The following is a 21958-nucleotide window of genomic DNA, read 5'->3' as shown; positions in this document are numbered from 1 at the left end:
TCCTATTCACTTCTTAAGCTTTTTACAGGATTTGCTGTGGCGGCTTTAATTGATTGAAAACTTACTGTTGCAAAAGCTATGATCACCGAAACTCCACCGGCTATGGCAAATACCCACCAGTCTATCTCTATGCGGTACGCAAAACCCTGCAACCACTTATTCATAGCGTATAGCGCTATAGGCCAGGCTATAATATTTGCAATAAGGACAAGCTTTATAAAGTGACTTGATAATAACAATACAATGTTTTGTACTGTGGCTCCCAGTACCTTACGAACGCCAATTTCCTTTATCCTTTTTTCGGCCGAATAGGAAGCAAGTCCGAATAAGCCAAGACAGGAAATAATGATGATGAGTCCGGCTAAAATGCTAACTACAGCACTTACCTGGCTGTCTACACGATAAACCTCGCTAAAATGATCGTCCAGAAATTGATATTCAAAAGGCAGATCAGGAAGCTGCTTCATCCAGGTTGACCTGATATAGTCCATAGCCTCCGTTGCCCGAGCCCCGTTTATTTTAACTGATAGCTGGCTAAATCCAAAATCCTTATTGTTAACCATAAAAAGGGTTTCTATCTTATAATGCAGCGAATTAAAATTAAAGTCTTTGGCAATACCGGTAATAACACCTGTGGAATCAAAACCAAAATGCTGCCCAATCAAAGCAGACATGGGCGTATTTTTATGATCTTTAAGGAGTTCTTTAGCCAAAGCCTCATTAATAATATATTCTTTACCCCGGGCCGATTTTTCCGAAGAAAAGTTTTTGCCCATTGCCAGTTTTATTTTATAAAGATCAAGATAGTCATGATCAACCACCAATAAGGTTGAGGTTAAGGTGCGCAATGGTGAGTCACCTATTCTAAACTCAACACCGGTTTGATCAAGATGGCTGCCCAATATATCTTGCGCACCAGTAACGCCTTGTACCAGTGAGCTGGTTAGTAGTTGTTGTTTTAAAACGTCATATTGAGCCGGTGATACCATATTTAACGGTATTGTAACTACCTGATCGCGATTGAAACCAGGGTCGCGCTTTTGCATGAAGCGCAATTGCTTAATAACAAAAATGGTAGCGATCATTAATATAATAGCACTTGTAAATTGGCCTACAACAAGAATGTTCCGCAACGACCCTTTGTTTTTTCCGGTCTCAACAGACCCTTTTAATACCTTAACGGGTTGAAAGGAGGACAGAAATACTGCCGGGTAAATGCCTGAAAGTATCCCGATAAATACAGCAGCTAAAAATATAAGCATGATTAGCCCAGCGTTATTCATTAATGGCAAACTTATATCGCGCTGACTAAGGTTATTTATATAAGGCAATGCAAATGCAACCAATATGGACGCAAAAATTAAGGCGATCAGGGAAAGCAATACTGTTTCGCCTAAAAATTGCAAAGCAAGCTGAAAGCGCTGGGCGCCTATGGATTTACGTACCCCTACTTCCTTAGCCCTTTCTGCTGATCGTGCTGTAGACAGATTAATAAAATTAATGCAAGCGATTACCAATACAATCAATGCAATTACACCAAAAAGATTGGTAAGTTTTTGATCGAATTTTTGAAAATTGATATAATCCAGCCCTATATCGGCAGCGTTTGCATGAACATCTTTAAGTGATAACAGGAATAATTCGTAAAATTTCCAATTATCTGCACGCATATACTTTTTTTGATAAGCCGGAAATTTCTTTTCAAGGGCCTTTATATCAGTACCCGGAACAAGTTCCAGATAAGTATTTAACCAGTTGCCGCCCCAGTTTGTGAACATTCGCGGGTTAAAAATGGTATTGAACGAAAACAAGGCATCAAATTGCAGTTGTGAATTTTTAGGAACATCAGCTAAAATTCCGGTTACAGCGTAACTTGTTGTGTCGTTGCCATAGTGGGTGATGGTTTTACCCATAGGGTCTGCATTACCAAATATTTTTTTTGCAGTTTGTTCAGTAAGTAAAACGCTGTGAGGTTTTAACAAAGCAGTTTCTCTGTCGCCACGCAGCAGTTTAAAATCAAACATTTTTAAGAATGTCGAATCGACAAAAAATACCTGTGGCGAAAATATTTTTTTTAGCTGATATGTTATTTGAAACTTTTGCTGCCAGCGCACCCGTGTAAAGTTTTTAATTTCGGGGAATTCACTTTTTAAAGTTGGCCCCATCGGGAACATAGATAAAGCCACCTTTTGCGATGCTCCCATGCCCTCAAACTTTTGCACCTCATTTAACCTGTAAATGTTTTTTGAGTGCATGCTATCAAAGCTTTTTTCATAAAAAACAAACAACATAATAACAATGCAGGCAGCCATACCAACGGATAGGCCTACGATATTAATAGCCGAAAAAACCTTGTTTTTCCAGATATTTCTCCAAGCAATTTTTATGTAGTTCTTTATCATGATATTTTAAATACTAAATGCTAATTTCTAAATACTAAAAAAGCTTTCGGCTTTGAGCTTTAAGCTTTGGGCTTTTATTTATTCGCTTCGTAAACTCTTAACAGGATTGGCAATTGCCGCCTTAATAGCCTGGAAACTTATGGTTATTAAAGTAATAACGATGGCCGCAATTGCCGAAATGATGAAAACGCCCGGGCCAATATTTATGCGGTAATCATACTTCTGCAGCCAGTTTTGCAAAAAGTAAAGCGAAACCGGCGACGCTATTACACAACTGATGATTACCAGCAACACAAAATCTTTAGATAATAAAAACCATAACTGGCTCACTGTGGCGCCTAATACCTTACGTACGCCTATTTCTTTGGTGCGCTGCTCGGCAATATAAGCTGCAAGCCCAAACAGACCAAGACATGATATTAAAATGGCCAGTCCTGCAAAAATACCCGATAGCTTACCTACTAATACTTCCTGGCTAAATTTGCTGTTATAATCATCATCAACAAACCTGTAGATAAAAGGATAAGCCGGATTGTATTTAGAAAATATCTGGCTGATCTTTTCAACAGCGCTATGCGGATTTACATTTGGAGCGAGCCGATAAATAATATTATACTGTGGGTAGGTACTATACAGGAACATGCTTGGCTCAGCCTTAGCAAAGGGCGAACCCATCAATGCATCTTTCACAACCCCAATTATTTTTACCCGTTTTCCATTGTAAGTAATAACCTGGCTGATGGGTTCTTTTAATCGCAAACGTTTAACAGCAGCCTCGTTAAATATTGCATTGGCGGTATCTGATGCCTTGTTATTAAAATCCCGGCCGGTTAGCATCTGCATTCCAGATGTTTTAAAATAGCCATCGGCTATGGATACAATGCCCATTTCAACTGTTTCGCCGGCCAGTTTACCTGGCCATTGCTCAATGTTATTGTGCATATTAACAGCAGTGGCCGGGCTTGACGCATTACTAATACTTTCAATTATACCGCTTTGTAACAGCTCATTTTTAAGGGCAGGGTAATTTTTACTGAGATCGTTGTTTAAATTCGTAGCCATCAAACGGTCAATACTAAAACCTGTTGGCCTGTTTTTGGCATACTGTATTTGTCGGTAAATTACAACTGTGCTTATAATAAGAGCTATAGAACAGCTAAACTGCATCACCACTAATACCTTTCTTGATAAGGATGCCGACCGGCCAACTTGTATAGTTCCTTTTAAAACTTTAACAGGATTAAATGACGATAGGTAAAAAGCCGGCCTGCTGCCTGCGATGAGCGCTGTAACTAACACACAACTAATTGTCACCAGCCAAAAAGTAAAGCTATCAAATGGAATACGGATCACGGTACCCGTAAGTCTGTTAAAAGGATCTAAAGCCAGTTGTACAAAAAGCACAGCGCATACAAAGGACATAAAAGTGATCAGTGTAGATTCTATTAAAAACTGGAAGATAAGATGTATACGCTGTGAACCGACGGCTTTACGGATACCTACTTCACGTGCCCGTTTTTCAGATCGTGCTGTGGTTAGGTTTATAAAGTTAACGCAGGCTATCAATAAAACTAAAATACCTATAATGCTAAAAATGCGCACATATTCAATAAAGCCACCGCTGGCTATGCCGTTCTTATAATCAGAATATAAATGCCAGTCTGGCATAGGCTGCATGATCACATCAGAGTTTTTGGCGTTGATGTTATCCTCACCTTTTTCTATATTTTTAATTTTAGGGGCTACCTGGGCATAAGTAATACCGGGTTTAAGTTTTACGTATATTGAAAATGCATTAAAACCAAAACTACCGTGTGATACTTTCATCCAAACCTCAGTTTGCTCTAAAAAGCTAAATGGAATAACATATTTAACAAATTGCATTGCCGAATTTGAAGGTACATCTCTTATAACCCCTGTCACCTTTAAATTATAAGCATTATCAATCTTAACTACCTTGTTAATCACATTATCGGTACCAAATAATGCTATAGCTGTGGCTTGTGTGAGCACAATAGAGAAAGGATCTTTCAATGCAGTACCGGCACTACCCCGTAGCATGGGATATTTAAACATGTTAAAAAAATCGTTTCCTGATTCTATACCGTCAAGGTAAAGCTTTTTATCACCCACCATTAAGCCATGTGAACTGCCACCATCAGATTCTGCCACATATTCAATTTCTGGAATATTACTCCGTAACGCATCAGCCAGTTTAAGTGATGTGGTACTAAACGTGAGGGTTTCTCCATTACTGTTAAAATTACGCCTTACCTGGTATAACCTGTCCGAATCTGGTAAAAACCGATCATACGAAAACTCATTATTAACCCATAGCGCAATTAGTAACGCAACAGCCATTCCGGCCGCCAATCCAAGTATGTTAATAGCGCTATAAACTTTATTATTGATAATGTTGCGCCAGGCAATTTTTAAATAATTCTTGATCATACATTTAAAACTCTAAAACCTAATTTCTAAATACTAAAAAAGCTTTCGGCTTTGAGCCTTAAGCCTTGCGCTTTTAATCTTATTCGCTTCTTAAACTTTTAACCGGATTGGCCAACGCTGCAATAATGGAGCGATAACCCACCGTTATAGAAGCAATAATAAATGTTAATAATATGGACACCAGAAAAATGCCTGGGCCAATGGTTATACGATATTTAAAATCTTGCAGGTAATTGTTCATAGCCCACCAGGCCAGCGGGGCGGCAATTACAAACGCTATCAATAATAGCTTTGTAAATTCCTTACCAAACAACCATAAAACGTGCTGTATATTGGCACCCAGCACTTTGCGCACACCAATTTCTTTTGTTTTACGCACGGCCATAAATGATACTAAGCCATACAGGCCTAAACAGCCTATTACTATGGCAATACCTGCAAATGCCTCGATAAGGGTAAGCAAAATATTATCCATCTCATAAAACTTGTTAATGCTATCATCCAGGAACTGGTATGAATAAAGTTCTTCAGGGAAAGTTTCATTCCAGATCTTTTCGAATGCAGCCAGCGACGCTTTGGCATTGCGCATATTGATCTTAACAGCACAGGTTGAATATCCTCCATAATTAGGCATAATGCACACCGGTGAAATTTCACCATGGAATGAATAATTATAAAAGTCTTTAACTACACCCACTATTGGTGCCGTTGTTGATTTTCCGTTTATACTCAACATTTTGCCAATAACATCCTGCGGTTTCAGGTTAAGTTTTTTCACAAAGGTTTCATTCACTACAAACTCCCTTGTTGAATCGGCAGGAAAAAAATTCCTGCCGGCCACCAGCTTTAATCCAAAAGTGGCAATATAGTTTTCATCGGCTGTTTTAGTATTAATACCCCAATGCTCTTCCTCGGCTCTGTGGTTAAAATTAACACCTGTAGTATTATTTGATTGTGATGCAGGTGGCCTGTAACAATAGGAAACTTTTTCAACCCCTTGTACTTCATTTATCCGGTTACGCATGGTGTTCAGTTTTACCTTATCGTTTTGCGGTACAGGCAGCAACACTATGGCATCTTTATTAAATCCAAGATCGGCAGTTTGTGAGTAATGCAATTGTGATACAATAATAATGGTACCTATAATTAAGATCTGCGAAATAGAGAACTGGGTTACAACCAGGATCCTGCGTAATGAGAACCCACCTATATGCTTTTGCGAAAGTTTACTTTTAAGTGCCAGTATGGGTTGAAATCTTGCAAGCACCAGGCCCGGATATGAACCCGACAGAAAGATCACTACAATACTTATAAAAATTATAAAAACAAATAGCTGCCCTTTGTTAAACACCATTTCTGATTGGAACAAATGATTTATGGCGGGTAGGGCGATGTATGATAAACCAATGGCTACAATAACCGCCACAATTGTAATTAAAGCAGTTTCCGCAATAAACTGCCAAAAAAGCTGGTAAGGCAAACTGCCCAGTACTTTACGGATTCCAACCTCTTTTGACCGGTTAAGAGCTTGTGCAGTAGCCAGGTTTACGAAGTTTACGCAGGCGGTTATGATGAGGAATATGCCTATAAAAAATAATGCCCATAGATACTTTTTGTCAGCATAGCCATCTAATTCTGCATTGAAGTGCATATCGTTAAGCGGTTGTAATTTAAAGAACCAAACTTTCAGATCGCGGCCTGTATAATGCTTTTTTACGATCTCGGCCATGGCTTTATTACCCTGTGCCATAGTCACAGTTGGCTTTAAACGTGTAAATGCCTCACTGCCACTATATACTCCGCCCCAGTTATCTTCACGGCGTTTATCAGTATATTCGTCCATATTACCATAAGAAACATAGATCTCCTGTTTACGATCAGTATTTGCAGGCAGATCTTTTAAAATGCCGGTAATCGTAAAATTCACCTTATTATCCAGGCGAAAAACCTTTCCGATGGCATTTTCGCCGCCAAAGTATTTGTGGGCTATTTTTTCAGTTATAATAGCTTCGCCGGGCTGTACCAATACCGTTTTTTTGTCGCCTTTAAGCAATGGGAAATTTAAGATATCAAAATACTGTGGTTCGGTAAAAGCCACTCCATTCTCTTCTCTGAATTTTTTAACCTCATTGCCTTTTGTTATGGTAATTAAATTATCATGAAAATTGATAACCCTTGCAGTTTTTTCGGCAAGGGTAAAATCATTTCTGAAAGTTTTACCTAAAGGTTGCGGCACCCCATTTGATTTGCCAATACCATCATCATGCCACTCGGTATACAACCGGAAGATCCTGTCAGAATTGTTATGAAAGGTATCAAAACTGAGGTGGTAGGTGATCAGCGTAAAGATCAGTATGCCACAGGCAATACCTAATGCCAAACCAATAACGCTGATAGCCGCGTAAGCCTTATTGCGCTTGAGGTTACGCCAGGCAATTTTAATGTAATTCTTTATCATGATATTTTTAAATTCTAATTTCTAAACTCTAATCTCTAAATTCTAAAACCTAAACTCTAAATACTAAAAAAGCTTTAGGCTTTGAGCTTTAGGCTTTTGGCTTTTCTTTATTCACTTCTTAAGCTTTTAACCGGATTGGTAAGTGCCGCTTTAATGGCCTGGAAACTAATAGTAACTAAGGTTATAACAATAGCTACAATTGCCGATAGTACAAATACTCCTGGCCCTATGGTTATACGGTAATCATATTTCTGCAGCCAGTTTTGTAAAAAGTAAAAAGCCACTGGCGATGTTACTACGCAACTAATAATGACCAATAAAATAAAATCTTTGGATAACAATAGCCATACCTGTGCTACTGAAGCCCCTAATACTTTACGTATCCCTATTTCCTTTGTACGCTGTTCGGCTACATAAGCTGCCAAACCAAATAGGCCGAGGCATGAAATTAAAATGGCCAACCCGGCAAAAACACCTGCCAGTTTGCCTACCAGCATTTCCATGTTAAATTTGTGATTGTATTCATCGTCAACAAACTGGTAGATATATGGATAGGCCGGATTATAGGAATCAAATATTTTGGTAAGCTTAGCAATAGCATCTTGTGTATTGATATTAGGCGCCAGGCGGTACATGATCGTATTAGCTACATGTCCGTGACTAAAAATAGCCGGCGCAACGGGTGTAAACGGCGATTCCATCAGGGCATCTTTTACCACCCCAATAATTCGCACAGGTGTAGTATTACCGTTCCAGGTTATTAACTGATTTATTGGATTTTTAAGACCGATCCTTTTTACAGCAGTTTCGTTGAGTATAACACTTGTTGAGTCGGCGGTCCAGCTGTTTGTAAAGTCCCGACCCTCTTTAAATGTCATACCAAGGGTTTTAAAATAGTTGTCAGATACGAATATCGCCCCAATATTTACCGCTTCATCGCCGGCGTTTTTACCCGGCCATTTATCAAGCGACATGTGACTATAAATATTGGTAACCGGGCTTGAGGCAGCAGCAACACTTTCTACCATCCCGGTTGCCATCAGGTCGTTTTTAAGCGCATCATATTTGTTATTTAAATCCCCGCTCATGTCGGTCATCATTAACCTGTCGGCACTGTAGCCGGTAGGCCGGCTTTTGGCATGTTGTATTTGCTGATAAACAATAACAGTACTGATGATCAAAGCAATAGACCAGCTAAACTGTATCACAACCAACACCTTACGCGGCAATGATGCCGTTTTACCCACCTGAATTGCTCCCTTTAAAACTTTTACCGGGTTAAATGACGACAGGTAGAATGCTGGCCTGCTGCCGGCCAGCAAGCCAGTTAGCAGCACATAAAATATCATGATGCTCCAAAACACAGGGTTGCTATAAGGTATGCTGATAGAACTGTTTACCAATGTGTTAAAAGAAGGCAGCGATAGCTGTACAAAAAGTATGGAAAACAAAAATGCAATAAAAGTGATCAAAATGGATTCGGCCAAAAACTGGATAATCAGGTCGCTGCGTTGCGAGCCGATGGCTTTCCTTACCCCAACCTCACGGGCTCGTTTTTCGGAGCGGGCTGTTGACAGGTTCATAAAGTTGATGCAGGCGATAAGCAATACCAATATACCGATGATACTGAACATACGTACATATTCAATAAAACCACCAACCGCTTTACCATTTTTAAAGTCGGAATAAAGATGCCAGTCCTTTAATGGGTGCAGGATCACCTCAGGCTTTGCAATACGCATTTGCGGACTATGGTCATATACAATATTCTTGATTTTAGGTGCTACTTGCTGTAAAGTAACGCCGGGTTGTAACTCAACAAATGCATTAAATGAATTATTTGTCCAGGTAGTACGGGCATTTTTCATCCAGTCTTCTGTTTGCTCTTTAAAGCTAAATGGAGTAAGGTAGCTAAACTGTAATGTGGCATTTTTAGGTATTTCCTTTATAACACCGGTAACTTTCAAATTATGCTGATTATCTATACGGACAAGTTTATTTATAGGGTCGGCATTGCCAAATAAAGCCTTGGCTGTTGACTCGGTTAATACAATAGAATATGGATCTGTTAAAGCATCTTTGGCACTACCTTTCACAAATGGATATTGAAATATTTTTAAAAAATCAGGAGCAGTAGCCCCGCCGCCGAGATAAAGCTTTTTGTCGCCTACCAATAATGAGTGCCATTGCCACCCTACCCAATCTGTTTCGGCAGCATGTTTAATTTCGGGGATTTCCTTCCTTAACACGTCAACCAATGGGATTGCCATTGCAGTTTGCGTATGTTCGCCGTCATGTTGCGAGGTGAAATTCAACTCAACACGATATAATTGCTTATAATTCGGCAAAAACTTATCGTATGAATACTCATTAACCACCCATAAGCCAATGAGTAAAGCAACGGCCATACCGGCTGCCAAACCCAATATATTAATAGCGCTGTAAACCTTGTTGTTCACCATGTTGCGCCAGGCAATTTTAAAATAGTTCTTTACCATGATATTTAAAATGCTAATTCTGAAACTCTAAATGTTAATTTCCAAACCCTAAACTTCAGCTACTAAATATTAAAAGAAGCTTTCGGCTTTGAGCCTTTAGCCTTCGGCTTATAAACTATTCACTCCGTAAACTTTTAACCGGGTTTACCAGTGCAGCTTTTAACGCTTTGTAACCCACAGTGATCCAGGCTATGAGAATAGATGATACGATGGCCAGTATAAACACCCATACGCTTAAAGAAATACGGTAGGCAAAATTTTGCAGCCATCCCGTCATAAGGTACCAGGCCGCGGGCATGGCTATTACAAATGATATACCTATAAGTACCATAAATTCCTTAGAGAACAGGTAAATGATGCTGCTTACCGATGCTCCCAAAACCTTGCGTATACCCACTTCTTTGGTACGTTGAACGGCCATGAATGATACCAGGCCATATAAGCCAAGGCATGAAATAAATATGGCTATCCCCGCAAATACTTTGTATACCAACGCCATCTGGTTTTCCTGCTGATAAAACTTGGCTATGTTATCGTCAAGGAAGTATCCGTTATAGGCATATTCAGGATAGGTATTTTCCCATAGTTTTTGCAATTCGGCTACTGTTTTAGTGAGGTGATTTGTTTGGATCTTTATGGCTAATACACCTTCGGATTGCTTACGCGGACCAATAACAATCGGTCTTACATTTTCGCGCAGCGAGTTGGTTTTAAAATCCTTTACCACTCCGATAATGGGCATCCAGATCCCGCCACCTAAACGCACTGTTTTACCAAGGGCGTTTTCGGCATTTTGAATACCTAATTTATGTATGAAGGTTTCATTGACTACCACTTGTCGCGAAGTATCACTCGCGTCATAACCTTTACCTGCCACAAAGCGTAATCCAAATGTTTTAAAATAGTCAACATCGCCATATTTTAGATAAGTATGAAAACCAATATCCGTTTTTGAATGGTTAAAATAGAAGTTGGTACCCCAGTTATTTTCTGACGAAGGTGCATCTGATGTAAAACTTACCGCTTTAACCGCAGGGTTTTGCAATAATTGCTCCTTAAAAGGATCTATTTTGCGCAGGCTGAGGCTATCTGTATAGCCAGGTATAATAAGTACGGCGTTCTTGTTAAAACCAAGGTCGGCTTTGTTAACATAATCCATTTGGTTAACCGCTACTATTGTACCTATAATAAGTAACTGCGAAATAGCAAACTGCGCTATTACTAATGCCCTGCGTAAGGGGATACCACCAATGGAGGCGGCTGTGATCTTATTTTTAAGAGCCAAAACAGGTTTAAAACCCGATACCACCATAGCCGGGTAAATGCCCGACAGCAAGATTATAGTTACAGTACTAATTATCAAAAACAAAATACTACCGGTAGTAAACAGACCAATGCTACCCGGCACGCTGGCTATATTTTTTAATTGCGGCAGGGCTAATTTTGCAACAGCAGCAGCAAGCAGGGCCGAGCCAGCAACAATGATAGTGGTTTCGCCAATAACCTGAAATATAAGTTGTTTGCGGGTACTTCCCAATACTTTACGGATCCCAACTTCTTTTGACCGCCCTACAGATTGTGCTGTTGAAAGGTTAATAAAATTGATGGATGCCATGATGATAATAAGCAACGCTATAAATGACAAGGTGCGTAAAGTAGCCATGCTCATAACGTGATCGCCAAGGGTATTGCCAAAGCGGGTATCAAAATGCATAGCCGACAATGGCTGTGAAAGTAACCGGGTTTCTGTAGTTTTATTTTTAAAATGCTTGGTTGAAAATATTTTTAACTGCGCATCAATGTTGGCCTGGGTTATGCTTTGCGGAAACAACATGTAAACCTGATGGTTACTGCTGGTTGACCCCCATTCCTCGCTGTAGTCATAATTCTTAGCGTGTTGCTTCCAGGTAACGAATGATACCATTACTTTGAATGGAAAATCGCTGTTCACCTGAACATCCTCAATTATACCAGCCACTTTGAGCGATATTAAATTATCCATTTTAAGAGATTTCCCGATGGCATTTTTCCAATCGCCAAAATATTTAATGGCAGAGCTTTTATCGATAACCACCATATCCGGATCGGCCAGTACCGAAGCATTACCAGCCAGCCACTTTGAGCTGAAAATATCAAAAAACTGAGGCTCAATGAACAGAACGCCAAGATTTTCGGTAAACTTTTTATCACCATTATGACCTGCTCCTTCAGGTACAGTAATCTGACTTCCATAGCTGCTATTTACCGAGGCTACTTTTGCCTGGGGGAAATCTAAACGCAACGCTTGAGTTGCGGGTACTGCTATGCCAGGGTTATAGGTGACTTCTGCTTCATGCTTTTCCTGCGTTACAATGTGGTATATATTTTTGTAATTGGGATGAAAGGTATCAAAACTTAGTTCATACTGAATGATCACGAAGATGAGCAAACAAGCCGCGATACCCACAGTTAAACCGGCAATGTTAATGATCGAGTATCCTTTGTGGCGTATTATATTTCTCCAGGCTATTTTAAAATAGTTTTTCAGCATATCTCGTAGTTTAATCGGCGTTATAGTTTAAAACGCATACCAAAAACATAAATAACTGAAAATCAATTAATTAATATACAGCAAGAGTATAAACGTGTTCGTAAGCGTAACACCACGTGTACGATTATGATACAGTGAATATAAAACGGGTTAACTATGCGCCTGGGATTGCTGTAGCCAAATGCTATTACAGTAATTTTTCTAAAACCATGTATCCATTTTTTGTGCCTGCACTTGTAAAGCCTAACTTTTTACACACTGTTAATGCTTTTATATTATCTTCTTTTACCTCCGTGCAACATTTTTTAAATCCTTTCAGTGTTAACTCTGTAAAGACAAATTCAACCAGTCTTCTTCCATAGCCCATTCTTCGTGCAGATGGCGAAATTATAAGCATTGATAGAAACGCGACTTTATTTTCATAGTCATTAGCATAGTATGCTAAAAGTCCCTTTAAAACGTCTTGCTCTATTATAGTGAGTAAACATGCTTTTTCAATAAGCTTATCAACGTAAGCATTCAAATCGTCAAGTTCAAACAGGCCGCTGCCATCATTAATTAACTGACTCATTAAATCAATAATTTTTAGTTTCATAAGGGGTTCCTGTTTAGGTTATAGTTTTACCATTCTGTAATTCAGACGAATAGTACAATCTATATGAATATTTTTTTATAAACAAGAAAAACAGAACTATGTAAGCATATTGTATAGCTATTATTTTGATTTTACATCAACTTGCACACATTATTCGTTTCGTAAACTATTTATTGGGTTGGCCATTGCTGCTTTTATTGATTGAAAGCTTACAGTTACAAAAACTATTAATATGGCTATAATTGCAGCCAGGGCAAATACCCACCATTGTATATCAATGCGATAGGCAAAATCCTGTAAATACTTGCTCATAATAAGCCAGGCAACCGGCGAAGCTATAATTACGGCGATAATTATCAGTTTCAGAAAATCAACGGACAGTAATGCGGTAATGTGGACAACGGATGCCCCCAGCACCTTCCGTATACCTATCTCTTTTGTGCGTTGAAGCGTTAACAATGATATAAGCCCCAATAAACCCAGGCAGCTTATAAAAATAGCTATGATAGTGCTTGATTTGATAAGTTTATTTAATAGATCTTCCTTTTGGTAAAAGTCAGCAATTTGTTCATCTAAAAAGTGATACTCAAAAACATTGTCAGGATAAACGGATTGCCATTCTTTTTTTATTTGATCAATAACAGCTGATGATTCATTTGAGTTGATTTTAACTCCCATATATTGATAACCGCTTCTTAATGAGCTAATGTATTGTGGATCAATTGCTGTATAAAGGGATTTTGAATGAAAATCCTTTACCACTCCTACTATAATGCCTTGTTGATCACTAATATCACCAGCAGCAAACCGATGACCAATAATTTGTTGCGCGTCTTTTAAGCCTAATTTTTGAACAAGTTTTTCATTAACCAGGTATTCTTTGGCTGTATCACTTTCTATAATATTTCGCCCGGCAATAAGTTGTATGCCAAATGTTTTAACATAGCCAGCATCACCAATAATTGTTTTCCCAATAAACTTCTCCCATGACCGGCTCTCGTATTTAATGGACCCTCCCTTATCAGCGGTGGATGCTGGAGGTCTGTAGCAAAAGGATATGTCTTTAATACCCGGATATGCCAATAATCTGTTGCGCAGAAAATTAGTTTTAGTTTTGGCGTTATCCGGAACGGGTAATACCAAAACCGCATTCTTGCTAAAGCCAAGATCGGCTGTTTTTAAAAATTTCACCTGCATGGCTATCAGTATAGTGCTGATAATAAGAACCTGTGCAATAATATTTTGAACCACAATTAGGCTTTTTCGACCAAAGCCGGCTGATTGAGTGCTCTGATTAAGCTGATTCTTCAAAGCATTTACCGGTTTAAATCTGCTTAATATCAATGCCGGATAAAAGCCTGCCGCCAAAATAATAAACATTAATAAAATAAGTACAAACAGGATCAGTTTAGGACTACTTATAAAGTTAAGCGTAAGGTTAGTTTGCAACCAGGTATTAACTATTGGTAAAGTAATCAGGACCCAAAGAATGGCTAATAAGGCCGCAAAGAAGGTAATACTGGCCATTTCGGCAATAAACTGGAAAAATATAGCCGATGGTGTACTACCCAAAACTTTGCGTGTGCCAATCTCTTTAGCTCTCTTAAAACTTTGAGCCGTTGCCATATTAATAAAATTAACACAGGCAATAACAATGAGCAGCAAACCTATAATACCCAAAGTAACCAACAATGACTTCTGTATAACGCCACTGTAACGGCCATCAAAATGCACCTCATGTAAAGGTTGTAACTTAAATTCAAAAACAGAAGCCCTGTCGCCGGTATAACGTTTAACTATTGTGGTAAGCTCAGCATTAACCTTGCCTGCAGATAAACCCTCGGGTAACAAAACAAATGTAGCAGTGGTAGAGTTGATGAATCCCCAGTCCGTTTGCATTTGCTGCTCCCACTCAGGATTCATCAGTTTAAGTGACGATAATGATAAAAAGATATCCGTTTTAAAGTCTGTATTAGCAGGGTGATCTTTTACAATACCCACTATTTTAAAAGTGTTCTTACTATCAACCTTAATCGTTTTACCGATCGCATCCTGACTACCAAAATATTTTTGCACCAAATTATGACTTAAAACGACAGTATTGGGCTCGGTAAGGACATTGTTTTTGTCTCCTTGCTCCCATTCATAATCAAACATGCTAAAAAAGTGCTTATCAGTAAGGGCTATGTTTTCATGCTCCGCAAATAATTGAGCGTTTGTTTTTCCTGTTTGGGGGATGGTTATAGTAGCGTCATGCATTCTCAGCAATGCCGCCTGATCTTTAATTTGAGAGATATCATTTTTCAGAACCTTCCCCAATACAAGTGGCGAACCTTGTTCGTTCTCAATGCCTCCATCCGGGAGATGCAGGTTAGTAACAATTTTATAAACCTGTTTGGCATCATGATGATAAGTATCAAAACTAAAATGATAAGTAATAAACTGAAATAAAATAATACCGCAACCTATTCCTAATGATAAACCAAACACATTGATTAATGTATAAAACTTATGCTTCCGTAAATTGCGCCAGGCTATTTTAAAGTAGTTACGTATCATATTATTTTCTTTACACGATGATACCTAAAATGCTTTAAATGAGTAGTTAAATAGTGTTAAATTGATAAATTTCAATCACTATTTGAAACTCACTATTCGCTCCTTAAACTCTTCACTGGGTTGGCAATGGCTGCTTTAACGGTTTGAAAGCTTAATGTACATAATGCAGCCAGCAACATACCGGCGCCACTTAAAACAAATATCCACCAGCTAATGGTGGTACGATCGGCAAAGCCTTGCATCCATTTGTTCATGGCATACCAGGCTACCGGTGTAACCAGCACAAAAGCCAGTACAATAAGCCATACCAATTCTTTTGATAACAGCGTAACAATCTGCGCAATAGAAGCCCCAAGAACCTTGCGCACACCTATTTCCTTTGTTCGTAAACTAGTAGTATACATAGCCAAGCCAAGCAAACCAAGGCAGCTAATAAATATGGATAACCCAGTAGCCCAGGTTAACAAGGTTGAGGTATGTTGTTCAGCATCATAAAGTTTGGCGAGGGTTTCATCAAAGAAATGATATTCAAAATCATCCTCAGGATATATTTCCTTCCAGGCTTGCTGCATAGCAGAAATAGCATTTTTCCAATCTTTGTTACCAGCTGATTGTGGTTTTAATGCGATGTGAAATGTACCATTATTATAAAAACCGTTACTTGTTAAAATAGCCAAAGGTTTAATTGGCGAACGTAATGATTCGTGATGAAAATCAGCAACCACACCAATGATCTCCATTTTTGTATCGCCATTAAAATTATCTATCTTCTTACCAACGGCATCGCCCGGGTTTTTAAACCCAAATATTCTGGCACAGGTACTATTGATCAGAAATCCTTTTGTGGTGTCGGCAGGCTGTAAATTGCGGCCCGCAAGTAATTTGATCTTAAATACTCTAATGTAATTTTCATCCCCATACTTTTCCTCCAAATTTATCTTGATCTCTTTTTTACCATCTTTGTACGTAGCCTCTGTTGAATTACTTGAAGTTGAGGATGGTGCAGCTTTACCTGCACTTATCATTTCTATCTGAGGTATAGCGCGCAGCTTATTCATAAATACCTGGTTACGGCTGGCGGTCCGGTTTTTCCATGGAGAGTTTATAATGATGATGGCATCTTTTTTAAACCCCAGATCCTTATGTAGAACATAGTAAATCTGTTTACTAACCAATATGGTGGCCATTATGAAAAACTGGGCTATAATGAACTGGGCTACCGTTAACGATTTTCTTAAAAAGGCTGTTCTTGTTTTACTGCTGTTATTAACCGCTTGATTTTTAAGCACTAAAACCGGCTTAAAACCTGATAATACCATAGCCGGATAGAACCCAGAAAGCAGGGTTACCACAAGAGTCAGTATTACTAAAAACAATACCAGGCCGGGTTGTTGAACAATATTTACACTTATCCCTTTCGGGATAAAATCCGCAAAGAGCTTTAATATCACCGGGGCAAGCAAAACCGCTATTAATACAGCAATGGCAGTGATCAGGAAGGTTTCGCTTAAAAATTGTACGATTAACTGGGTGCGGGTACTCCCCATTGTTTTACGGATACCTATTTCCCTGGCCCGTTGTGACGATTGGGCCGTTGTTAAGTTTATAAAGTTAATACATCCTAATATTAACAGAAACAGTCCAATGGCCAGTAAACCATATAAAGTTGATTTATTGGCAGTATTGCCCGAATTAAATGTACCATATATATTATTAAAGTGCACATCGTTCAATGGTTGTAAACTAAAGTTACGGGTATTACCTTTATTTGATGGCTTTGGCGGATCGTTCTTTTTCAGCAGTTCATTTAGTTGTTTTTCAATATGAGCCACCGTAGTATTTGGTGTTAGCTTAATAAAAAGTTGAGAGGCAGAAGTTGTGCCACCCCAGTTATCAAATCGTACCTCGTCTGAAAGGGCCTTATTGTTCTTTGCAGTTGTATATGATATAAAATCGTGAAAGGCAAAGTCGGTATTGCCCTTTAATGGTTCTACAATGCCGGTGACGGTAGTGTTCACGGTATCATAAATTACCACACGGCCAAGCATTTGGTTATATGGCATTTTAGGGAAATATTTATTAGCCTGGTCTGTGGTCAGCACCACCTGATTAGGTGCGTTTAATGCCGTTTTAACATTACCGGCAAGCCAGGTGTAGTTTAATAAATTAAAATAACGACTATCGGTTAATATCACATTGTCCTGTATTTTGAACTTAACAGGCACGCCAGATTTTGTTGGAATTAAAACATTGGGCTGGGACAACTCAAAAAATGGTGCGGATATTTCAACACCGCTTACCCCTGTCCTTACCGCTTCAGGTACAGGGCCAGAAACCCCTCGGTTATGTGCCTCTTCTCCGGAAAAAGTATAGTTAGAAACTACCCGGTATATGCGATTGCCATCGGGAAAAGACTGGTTAAAAGTAAAGTCGAAATGAACGATGAGGTAGATAACCAGGGCAGAGCTGATACCAATAGATAAACCAATGATATTAATAAGCGTAAAAAGCTTATGCCGCCAAAAATTACGAAAAGCGATTTTGAAATAATTTTTTATCATATGTTTTAAATTCTAAAATCTAAATTCTAAGCCCTAAAAAGCTTTTTGCTTTCAGCCTTTGGCTTAAATCCTATTCGCTTCTCAAACTCTTCACCGGGTTAGCCATCGCTGCCTTGATAGATTGAAAGCTAATAGTTACAAAGGCTATTACCACAGCTATAATACCAGCCATTACAAACACCCACCATTGTATACTAATGCGGAAAGCAAAATCAAGCAGCCACTTACTCATGGAGTACCAGGCTATTGGTAAGGCTATTACTGAAGCTATTAATACTAACTTTAAAAAGTCTTTTGACAGCTCGGTAACAATTTGCGGAATACTGGCACCCAACACTTTACGCACCCCTATTTCTTTTACCCTTTGGGTTATAGTAAATGCGGATAAACCAAACAGGCCCAAACAAGCTATAAATATGGCTATAAAAGAGAATATGGTAAACAAGTTTCCTTGTTGCTGTTCGCTATTATATAATTTCTGAAATCGCTCATCAAGAAAAGTATATTCAAAGGGAGTTTCAGGTTGTAATTTACGCCAGGCCTCCCGTATTGTATTTATGGCCGAATTAACATTATTACCACTTATTTTAATAGATAACCTGGCATAAGTATTATTTTGAAACGATGGCATCCGCATCAACAAGGGTATAATATTTTGATGGAGCGATTCAAAATGAAAATCATTCACCACTCCAATAACTTTCCCTTTTACGCCACCGTAACTTAAATTTTTACCTATGGCATTTTCAGGAGTTTTCCAGCCAAGTACTTTTACTGTTGCCGCGTTTATTACATAGTTATTGCTATCGGTAGCAAAGTCACGTGAAAAATTACGACCCGCGGCCATTTTCATACCATAAGTTGGAATAAAGCCATAATCGGCATTTACATATTTCACATCAGCATTAATTGTTTGTGATGATGATCCTTCAAAAGCAGATACTCCCTGATTGTCAAGCAAACGCCCGGATGGAATACGCGACGAACGCCCAAGCTCTTTTATGTTGGCATTTTTTGTAACCTCATTTTTAAATGTCTCAAACTGGGTGTTTGGAAATGGGTTGTCCATGGTAATTATATGCTCCTTATCAAAGCCAAGTGATTTTTGTTGTATATACCTCAATTGCTGAAATACAATAGTGGTTGCTACGATTAAAATAATTGAAATGGAAAATTGTAATACCACCAGCACCTTGCGAAAAGAAACATTACCTAAGCCTACTTTTAATATACCCTTTAAAACCTTAACCGGTTTAAACGACGACATAAATATGGCCGGGTAAATACCACTAATAAGCCCAATTACAAATGGGAGCAACACTATGGATACTAACACCTGAGGTTGATATAAACTACTGAATGACAAATCCAAATCCGAGAACTTATTGACCAACGGAACAAGGAGCCAGGTAAATACCAGAGCCAGTAGTAAAGAGAAACAGGTGATCAGTACAGATTCGCTTAAAAACTGAACAATGATCTCTTTTTGTTGTGCGCCTATTACCTTCCTGATGCCTATTTCTTTTGCCCTTAATGTTGAGCGGGCTGTTGAAAGGTTCATATAGTTGATACAGGCAATCAGTAAAATAAACAGCGCAATGGCTGAAAATATATAAACCCGTTTTATGTCACCATTAGTTTCTATTTCTGCATCCAAATGTGAGTGCAGGTGTATATCCAGTAGTTTTTGAATATGTAACTTACTGTTTTTTGATTCGCGAAAATTGCCGGGCTGCCCTGGAAAATGAACATACTTATCTAAAAAGGCTGGAAACAACGATTCCAAACGATCTGTATTATAATTTGGCGGTAAAAGCAGGTAAGTATAAAAATCATTATTACCCCAATTGGTATGTAACTGCTTATCTCCGTATAGGGTACTATCCTTTAAAGTGATAAATGACAACAGCATTTCAGGGTGCAGCTGTGAATTTGCCGGAAATGGTTTATAAATACCTGTCACTTTAAAATTAAACTGATTATCCAGCCTGATCTCTTTATTCATAGGATCTTCGTTACCAAAGTATTTACGGGCCATTTCTTCGGTCATCATTACAGTAAACGGATCAGAAAGAGCAGTAGCAGGATCACCCTTAATAGTTTTTACTGAGAAAATATTAAAGAAATTCTCATCAGCAAAGTACGATCCTTTTTCGGTAAGCAGTTTGTCTTTATAACGCATTGCTACATTTCCGTTTCCCCGTATTTGGGTTACCTTTTTAATATCAGGAAATTCATTTTTTAATAAAGGACCAAATGGCGGTGCTATAGATCCCAGGAAAAGTGATTGAACACCATCGGGAGTATTAAAACTTCGTGTTACACGATAAATATCTTTGGCATTAGCATTAAACTTATCATAGCTTAATTCTTTAACAATATATATCAGAATAAGCATACCGCAGGTCAACCCAATAGTTAAACCAAAAATATTAATGAACGAAATAAATTTGTGCCTGGTAATATTGCGTATGGCACTCCGTAAATAATTCTTTATCATGATCTGTAAATTCTAAAAACTAAACTCTAAAAATCTCAATTTCAAGCTCCGCGCTACCCTACCCGCCTTGCAACTGATAAGCATGTAATTACTGCTGATATTGTTTAAAACACATACCAAATAATTAAATTACTGATAATCAATTATTTATTTAAAAAAATGATTTATAACTGTTCGCAGGCGTAACAGTGGGTGTACGTTTATGATACAATAATAAAAAGCAGAAAACTGAAGTTGATTAGGAATCAATATGCAATGGGCCGCTGGCAGTGCTTAAACACAAAGAGCCCGTCGTTTTAAACGACAGGCTCTTTCTTGTAATTAATTACTTTATAATTTCTTAATTAAGATTGAGATTGATACGATTGCCTCTGATTACTACCAACGAGCCGCCACCGTTTAGCTTGCCTTCAATTTTTTCTTTTTCTTTAGTTCCGCTAAAGTTACCCAACAGGTTCGATTCTACCCTGTCGGCACGCAGATCAAGATTTAAACCTTGTTTTGATGGAAGTGATAAGTCGACATGGCCGCTAACATCAACTTTAACATATTTACCAACGCTGTTAAATTGCGCATGAAAACTGCCACCGCTGCTTGATGCGTCAAGCGCACATGCCAGTTGAGTAAGATTGATACTCCCACCAGAAGTTCCGGTTTTAAATTCACCTGCTATGTTATTTGCGTTGATACTGCCACCGCTGGTATTTGCATCTATGATACCTTTTAAATCGGTAAGGCGTAACGAACCACCAGAAGTTTCCAGGTGAATTTTACCATTACAATTGCTGGCCTCAATGCTGCCACCGCTTGTTTCCAGGTCAATATTTTGCCCGGAATTGCTTACATGAATGCTCCCCCCTGATGTCCGGCCATGTATAGCACCAGTTAAGCGCTCAACATGCAGGCTACCGCCACTGGTTTCAAAATCTTGTTTGCCGGTTAAATTGTCCAAGCTGATACTACCACCACTGGTATTCAAGCTTGTGGCAACCTGTTTTGATACAAATACTTTGAATGATATGTTCAATGAATTTCTCCAGTTAAACAAGCCGCTGCCTTTACTTTTCGCGGTAGCATGCAATTCGCCGCCATTTACAGCTACATCCAATATATAATTTTCAAGACGTTTCTTTATTTCGTCTTTTGACAGATCGCCTCTACCATTATTGCCGCTGATATAAACTTCAACCCGGGAATTCTCGCCGCTTGCACCACTAACAGCAATACTACCGCCTGATGTGTTAACAAAAACTGCCTTTATACCCGAATTGGATAATGATTTCGTCATATAAGGTGTTCGGTTATCTTGTGCTAATGCAGTATAACTTTGGCAGGCCACAAATAGCAACAGTAAGTAATTTTTCATAATATTTTTGTTAGGTTTATATATAAGACCCATGTTCG

Annotated in this window: 10 protein-coding genes; all 10 read right to left on the bottom strand. The window is 38.6% G+C overall.

Annotated elements, in window-relative coordinates; genetic code table 11:
* Window positions 1-2: 2 nt before the first annotated feature.
* Entirely contained in the window at window positions 3-2402 is a 2400-nt protein-coding gene (locus M2273_RS01840) for an ABC transporter permease (RefSeq protein WP_429392249.1), read from the bottom strand.
* A 78-nt stretch (window positions 2403-2480) separates the two neighbouring features.
* Window positions 2481-4853, bottom strand: a complete 2373-nt coding sequence (locus M2273_RS01835) for an ABC transporter permease (RefSeq protein WP_429392246.1) — start codon at window positions 4851-4853, stop codon at window positions 2481-2483.
* A gap of 79 nt (window positions 4854-4932) precedes the next feature.
* Window positions 4933-7311 (bottom strand): ABC transporter permease, encoded by a 2379-nt coding sequence (locus M2273_RS01830; RefSeq protein WP_429392244.1) that lies wholly within the window; start codon window positions 7309-7311, stop codon window positions 4933-4935.
* A gap of 107 nt (window positions 7312-7418) precedes the next feature.
* The gene (locus M2273_RS01825; RefSeq protein ID WP_429392241.1) at window positions 7419-9809 is read right to left on the bottom strand and encodes an ABC transporter permease; all 2391 of its coding nucleotides are present in this window, start codon (window positions 9807-9809) and stop codon (window positions 7419-7421) included.
* Between the two features lie 115 nt (window positions 9810-9924).
* Window positions 9925-12339, bottom strand: coding sequence for an ABC transporter permease (locus M2273_RS01820; protein ID WP_429392240.1), 2415 nt, complete (start codon window positions 12337-12339; stop codon window positions 9925-9927).
* 187 nt (window positions 12340-12526) lie between these two features.
* Window positions 12527-12934, bottom strand: coding sequence for a GNAT family N-acetyltransferase (locus tag M2273_RS01815; RefSeq protein WP_429392237.1), 408 nt, complete (start codon window positions 12932-12934; stop codon window positions 12527-12529).
* Window positions 12935-13084: 150 nt separating this feature from the next.
* Window positions 13085-15493 carry an ABC transporter permease gene (locus M2273_RS01810; RefSeq protein WP_429392235.1) on the bottom strand — a complete coding sequence of 803 codons (2409 nt, stop codon included), beginning with the start codon at window positions 15491-15493 and terminating at the stop codon, window positions 13085-13087.
* Between the two features lie 92 nt (window positions 15494-15585).
* Window positions 15586-18054 (bottom strand): ABC transporter permease, encoded by a 2469-nt coding sequence (locus M2273_RS01805; RefSeq protein ID WP_429392232.1) that lies wholly within the window; start codon window positions 18052-18054, stop codon window positions 15586-15588.
* Window positions 18055-18124: 70 nt separating this feature from the next.
* Window positions 18125-20554, bottom strand: a complete 2430-nt coding sequence (locus M2273_RS01800) for an FtsX-like permease family protein (protein WP_429392229.1) — start codon at window positions 20552-20554, stop codon at window positions 18125-18127.
* Between the two features lie 340 nt (window positions 20555-20894).
* Entirely contained in the window at window positions 20895-21920 is a 1026-nt protein-coding gene (locus tag M2273_RS01795; protein WP_429392226.1) for a hypothetical protein, read from the bottom strand.
* Window positions 21921-21958: the final 38 nt, after the last annotated feature.

Origin of the sequence: Mucilaginibacter lappiensis (genome assembly GCF_050433765.1) — a bacterium.
In the GTDB taxonomy this organism is placed as follows: domain Bacteria; phylum Bacteroidota; class Bacteroidia; order Sphingobacteriales; family Sphingobacteriaceae; genus Mucilaginibacter; species Mucilaginibacter lappiensis_A.
The sequence above is the reverse complement of the archived record's forward strand: the minus strand, read 5'-3'. Positions and strand labels throughout refer to the sequence as shown.

What these genes read in the sequence shown, in the direction of transcription:
- M2273_RS01840 (WP_429392249.1), bottom strand. Translation starts at nt 2,402, where the DNA reads ATGATAAAGAACTACATAAAAATTGCTTGGAGAAATATCTGGAAAAAC.
- M2273_RS01835 (WP_429392246.1), bottom strand. Translation starts at nt 4,853, where the DNA reads ATGATCAAGAATTATTTAAAAATTGCCTGGCGCAACATTATCAATAAT.
- M2273_RS01830 (WP_429392244.1), bottom strand. Translation starts at nt 7,311, where the DNA reads ATGATAAAGAATTACATTAAAATTGCCTGGCGTAACCTCAAGCGCAAT.
- M2273_RS01825 (WP_429392241.1), bottom strand. Translation starts at nt 9,809, where the DNA reads ATGGTAAAGAACTATTTTAAAATTGCCTGGCGCAACATGGTGAACAAC.
- M2273_RS01820 (WP_429392240.1), bottom strand. Translation starts at nt 12,339, where the DNA reads ATGCTGAAAAACTATTTTAAAATAGCCTGGAGAAATATAATACGCCAC.
- M2273_RS01815 (WP_429392237.1), bottom strand. Translation starts at nt 12,934, where the DNA reads ATGAAACTAAAAATTATTGATTTAATGAGTCAGTTAATTAATGATGGC.
- M2273_RS01810 (WP_429392235.1), bottom strand. Translation starts at nt 15,493, where the DNA reads ATGATACGTAACTACTTTAAAATAGCCTGGCGCAATTTACGGAAGCAT.
- M2273_RS01805 (WP_429392232.1), bottom strand. Translation starts at nt 18,054, where the DNA reads ATGATAAAAAATTATTTCAAAATCGCTTTTCGTAATTTTTGGCGGCAT.
- M2273_RS01800 (WP_429392229.1), bottom strand. Translation starts at nt 20,554, where the DNA reads ATGATAAAGAATTATTTACGGAGTGCCATACGCAATATTACCAGGCAC.
- M2273_RS01795 (WP_429392226.1), bottom strand. Translation starts at nt 21,920, where the DNA reads ATGAAAAATTACTTACTGTTGCTATTTGTGGCCTGCCAAAGTTATACT.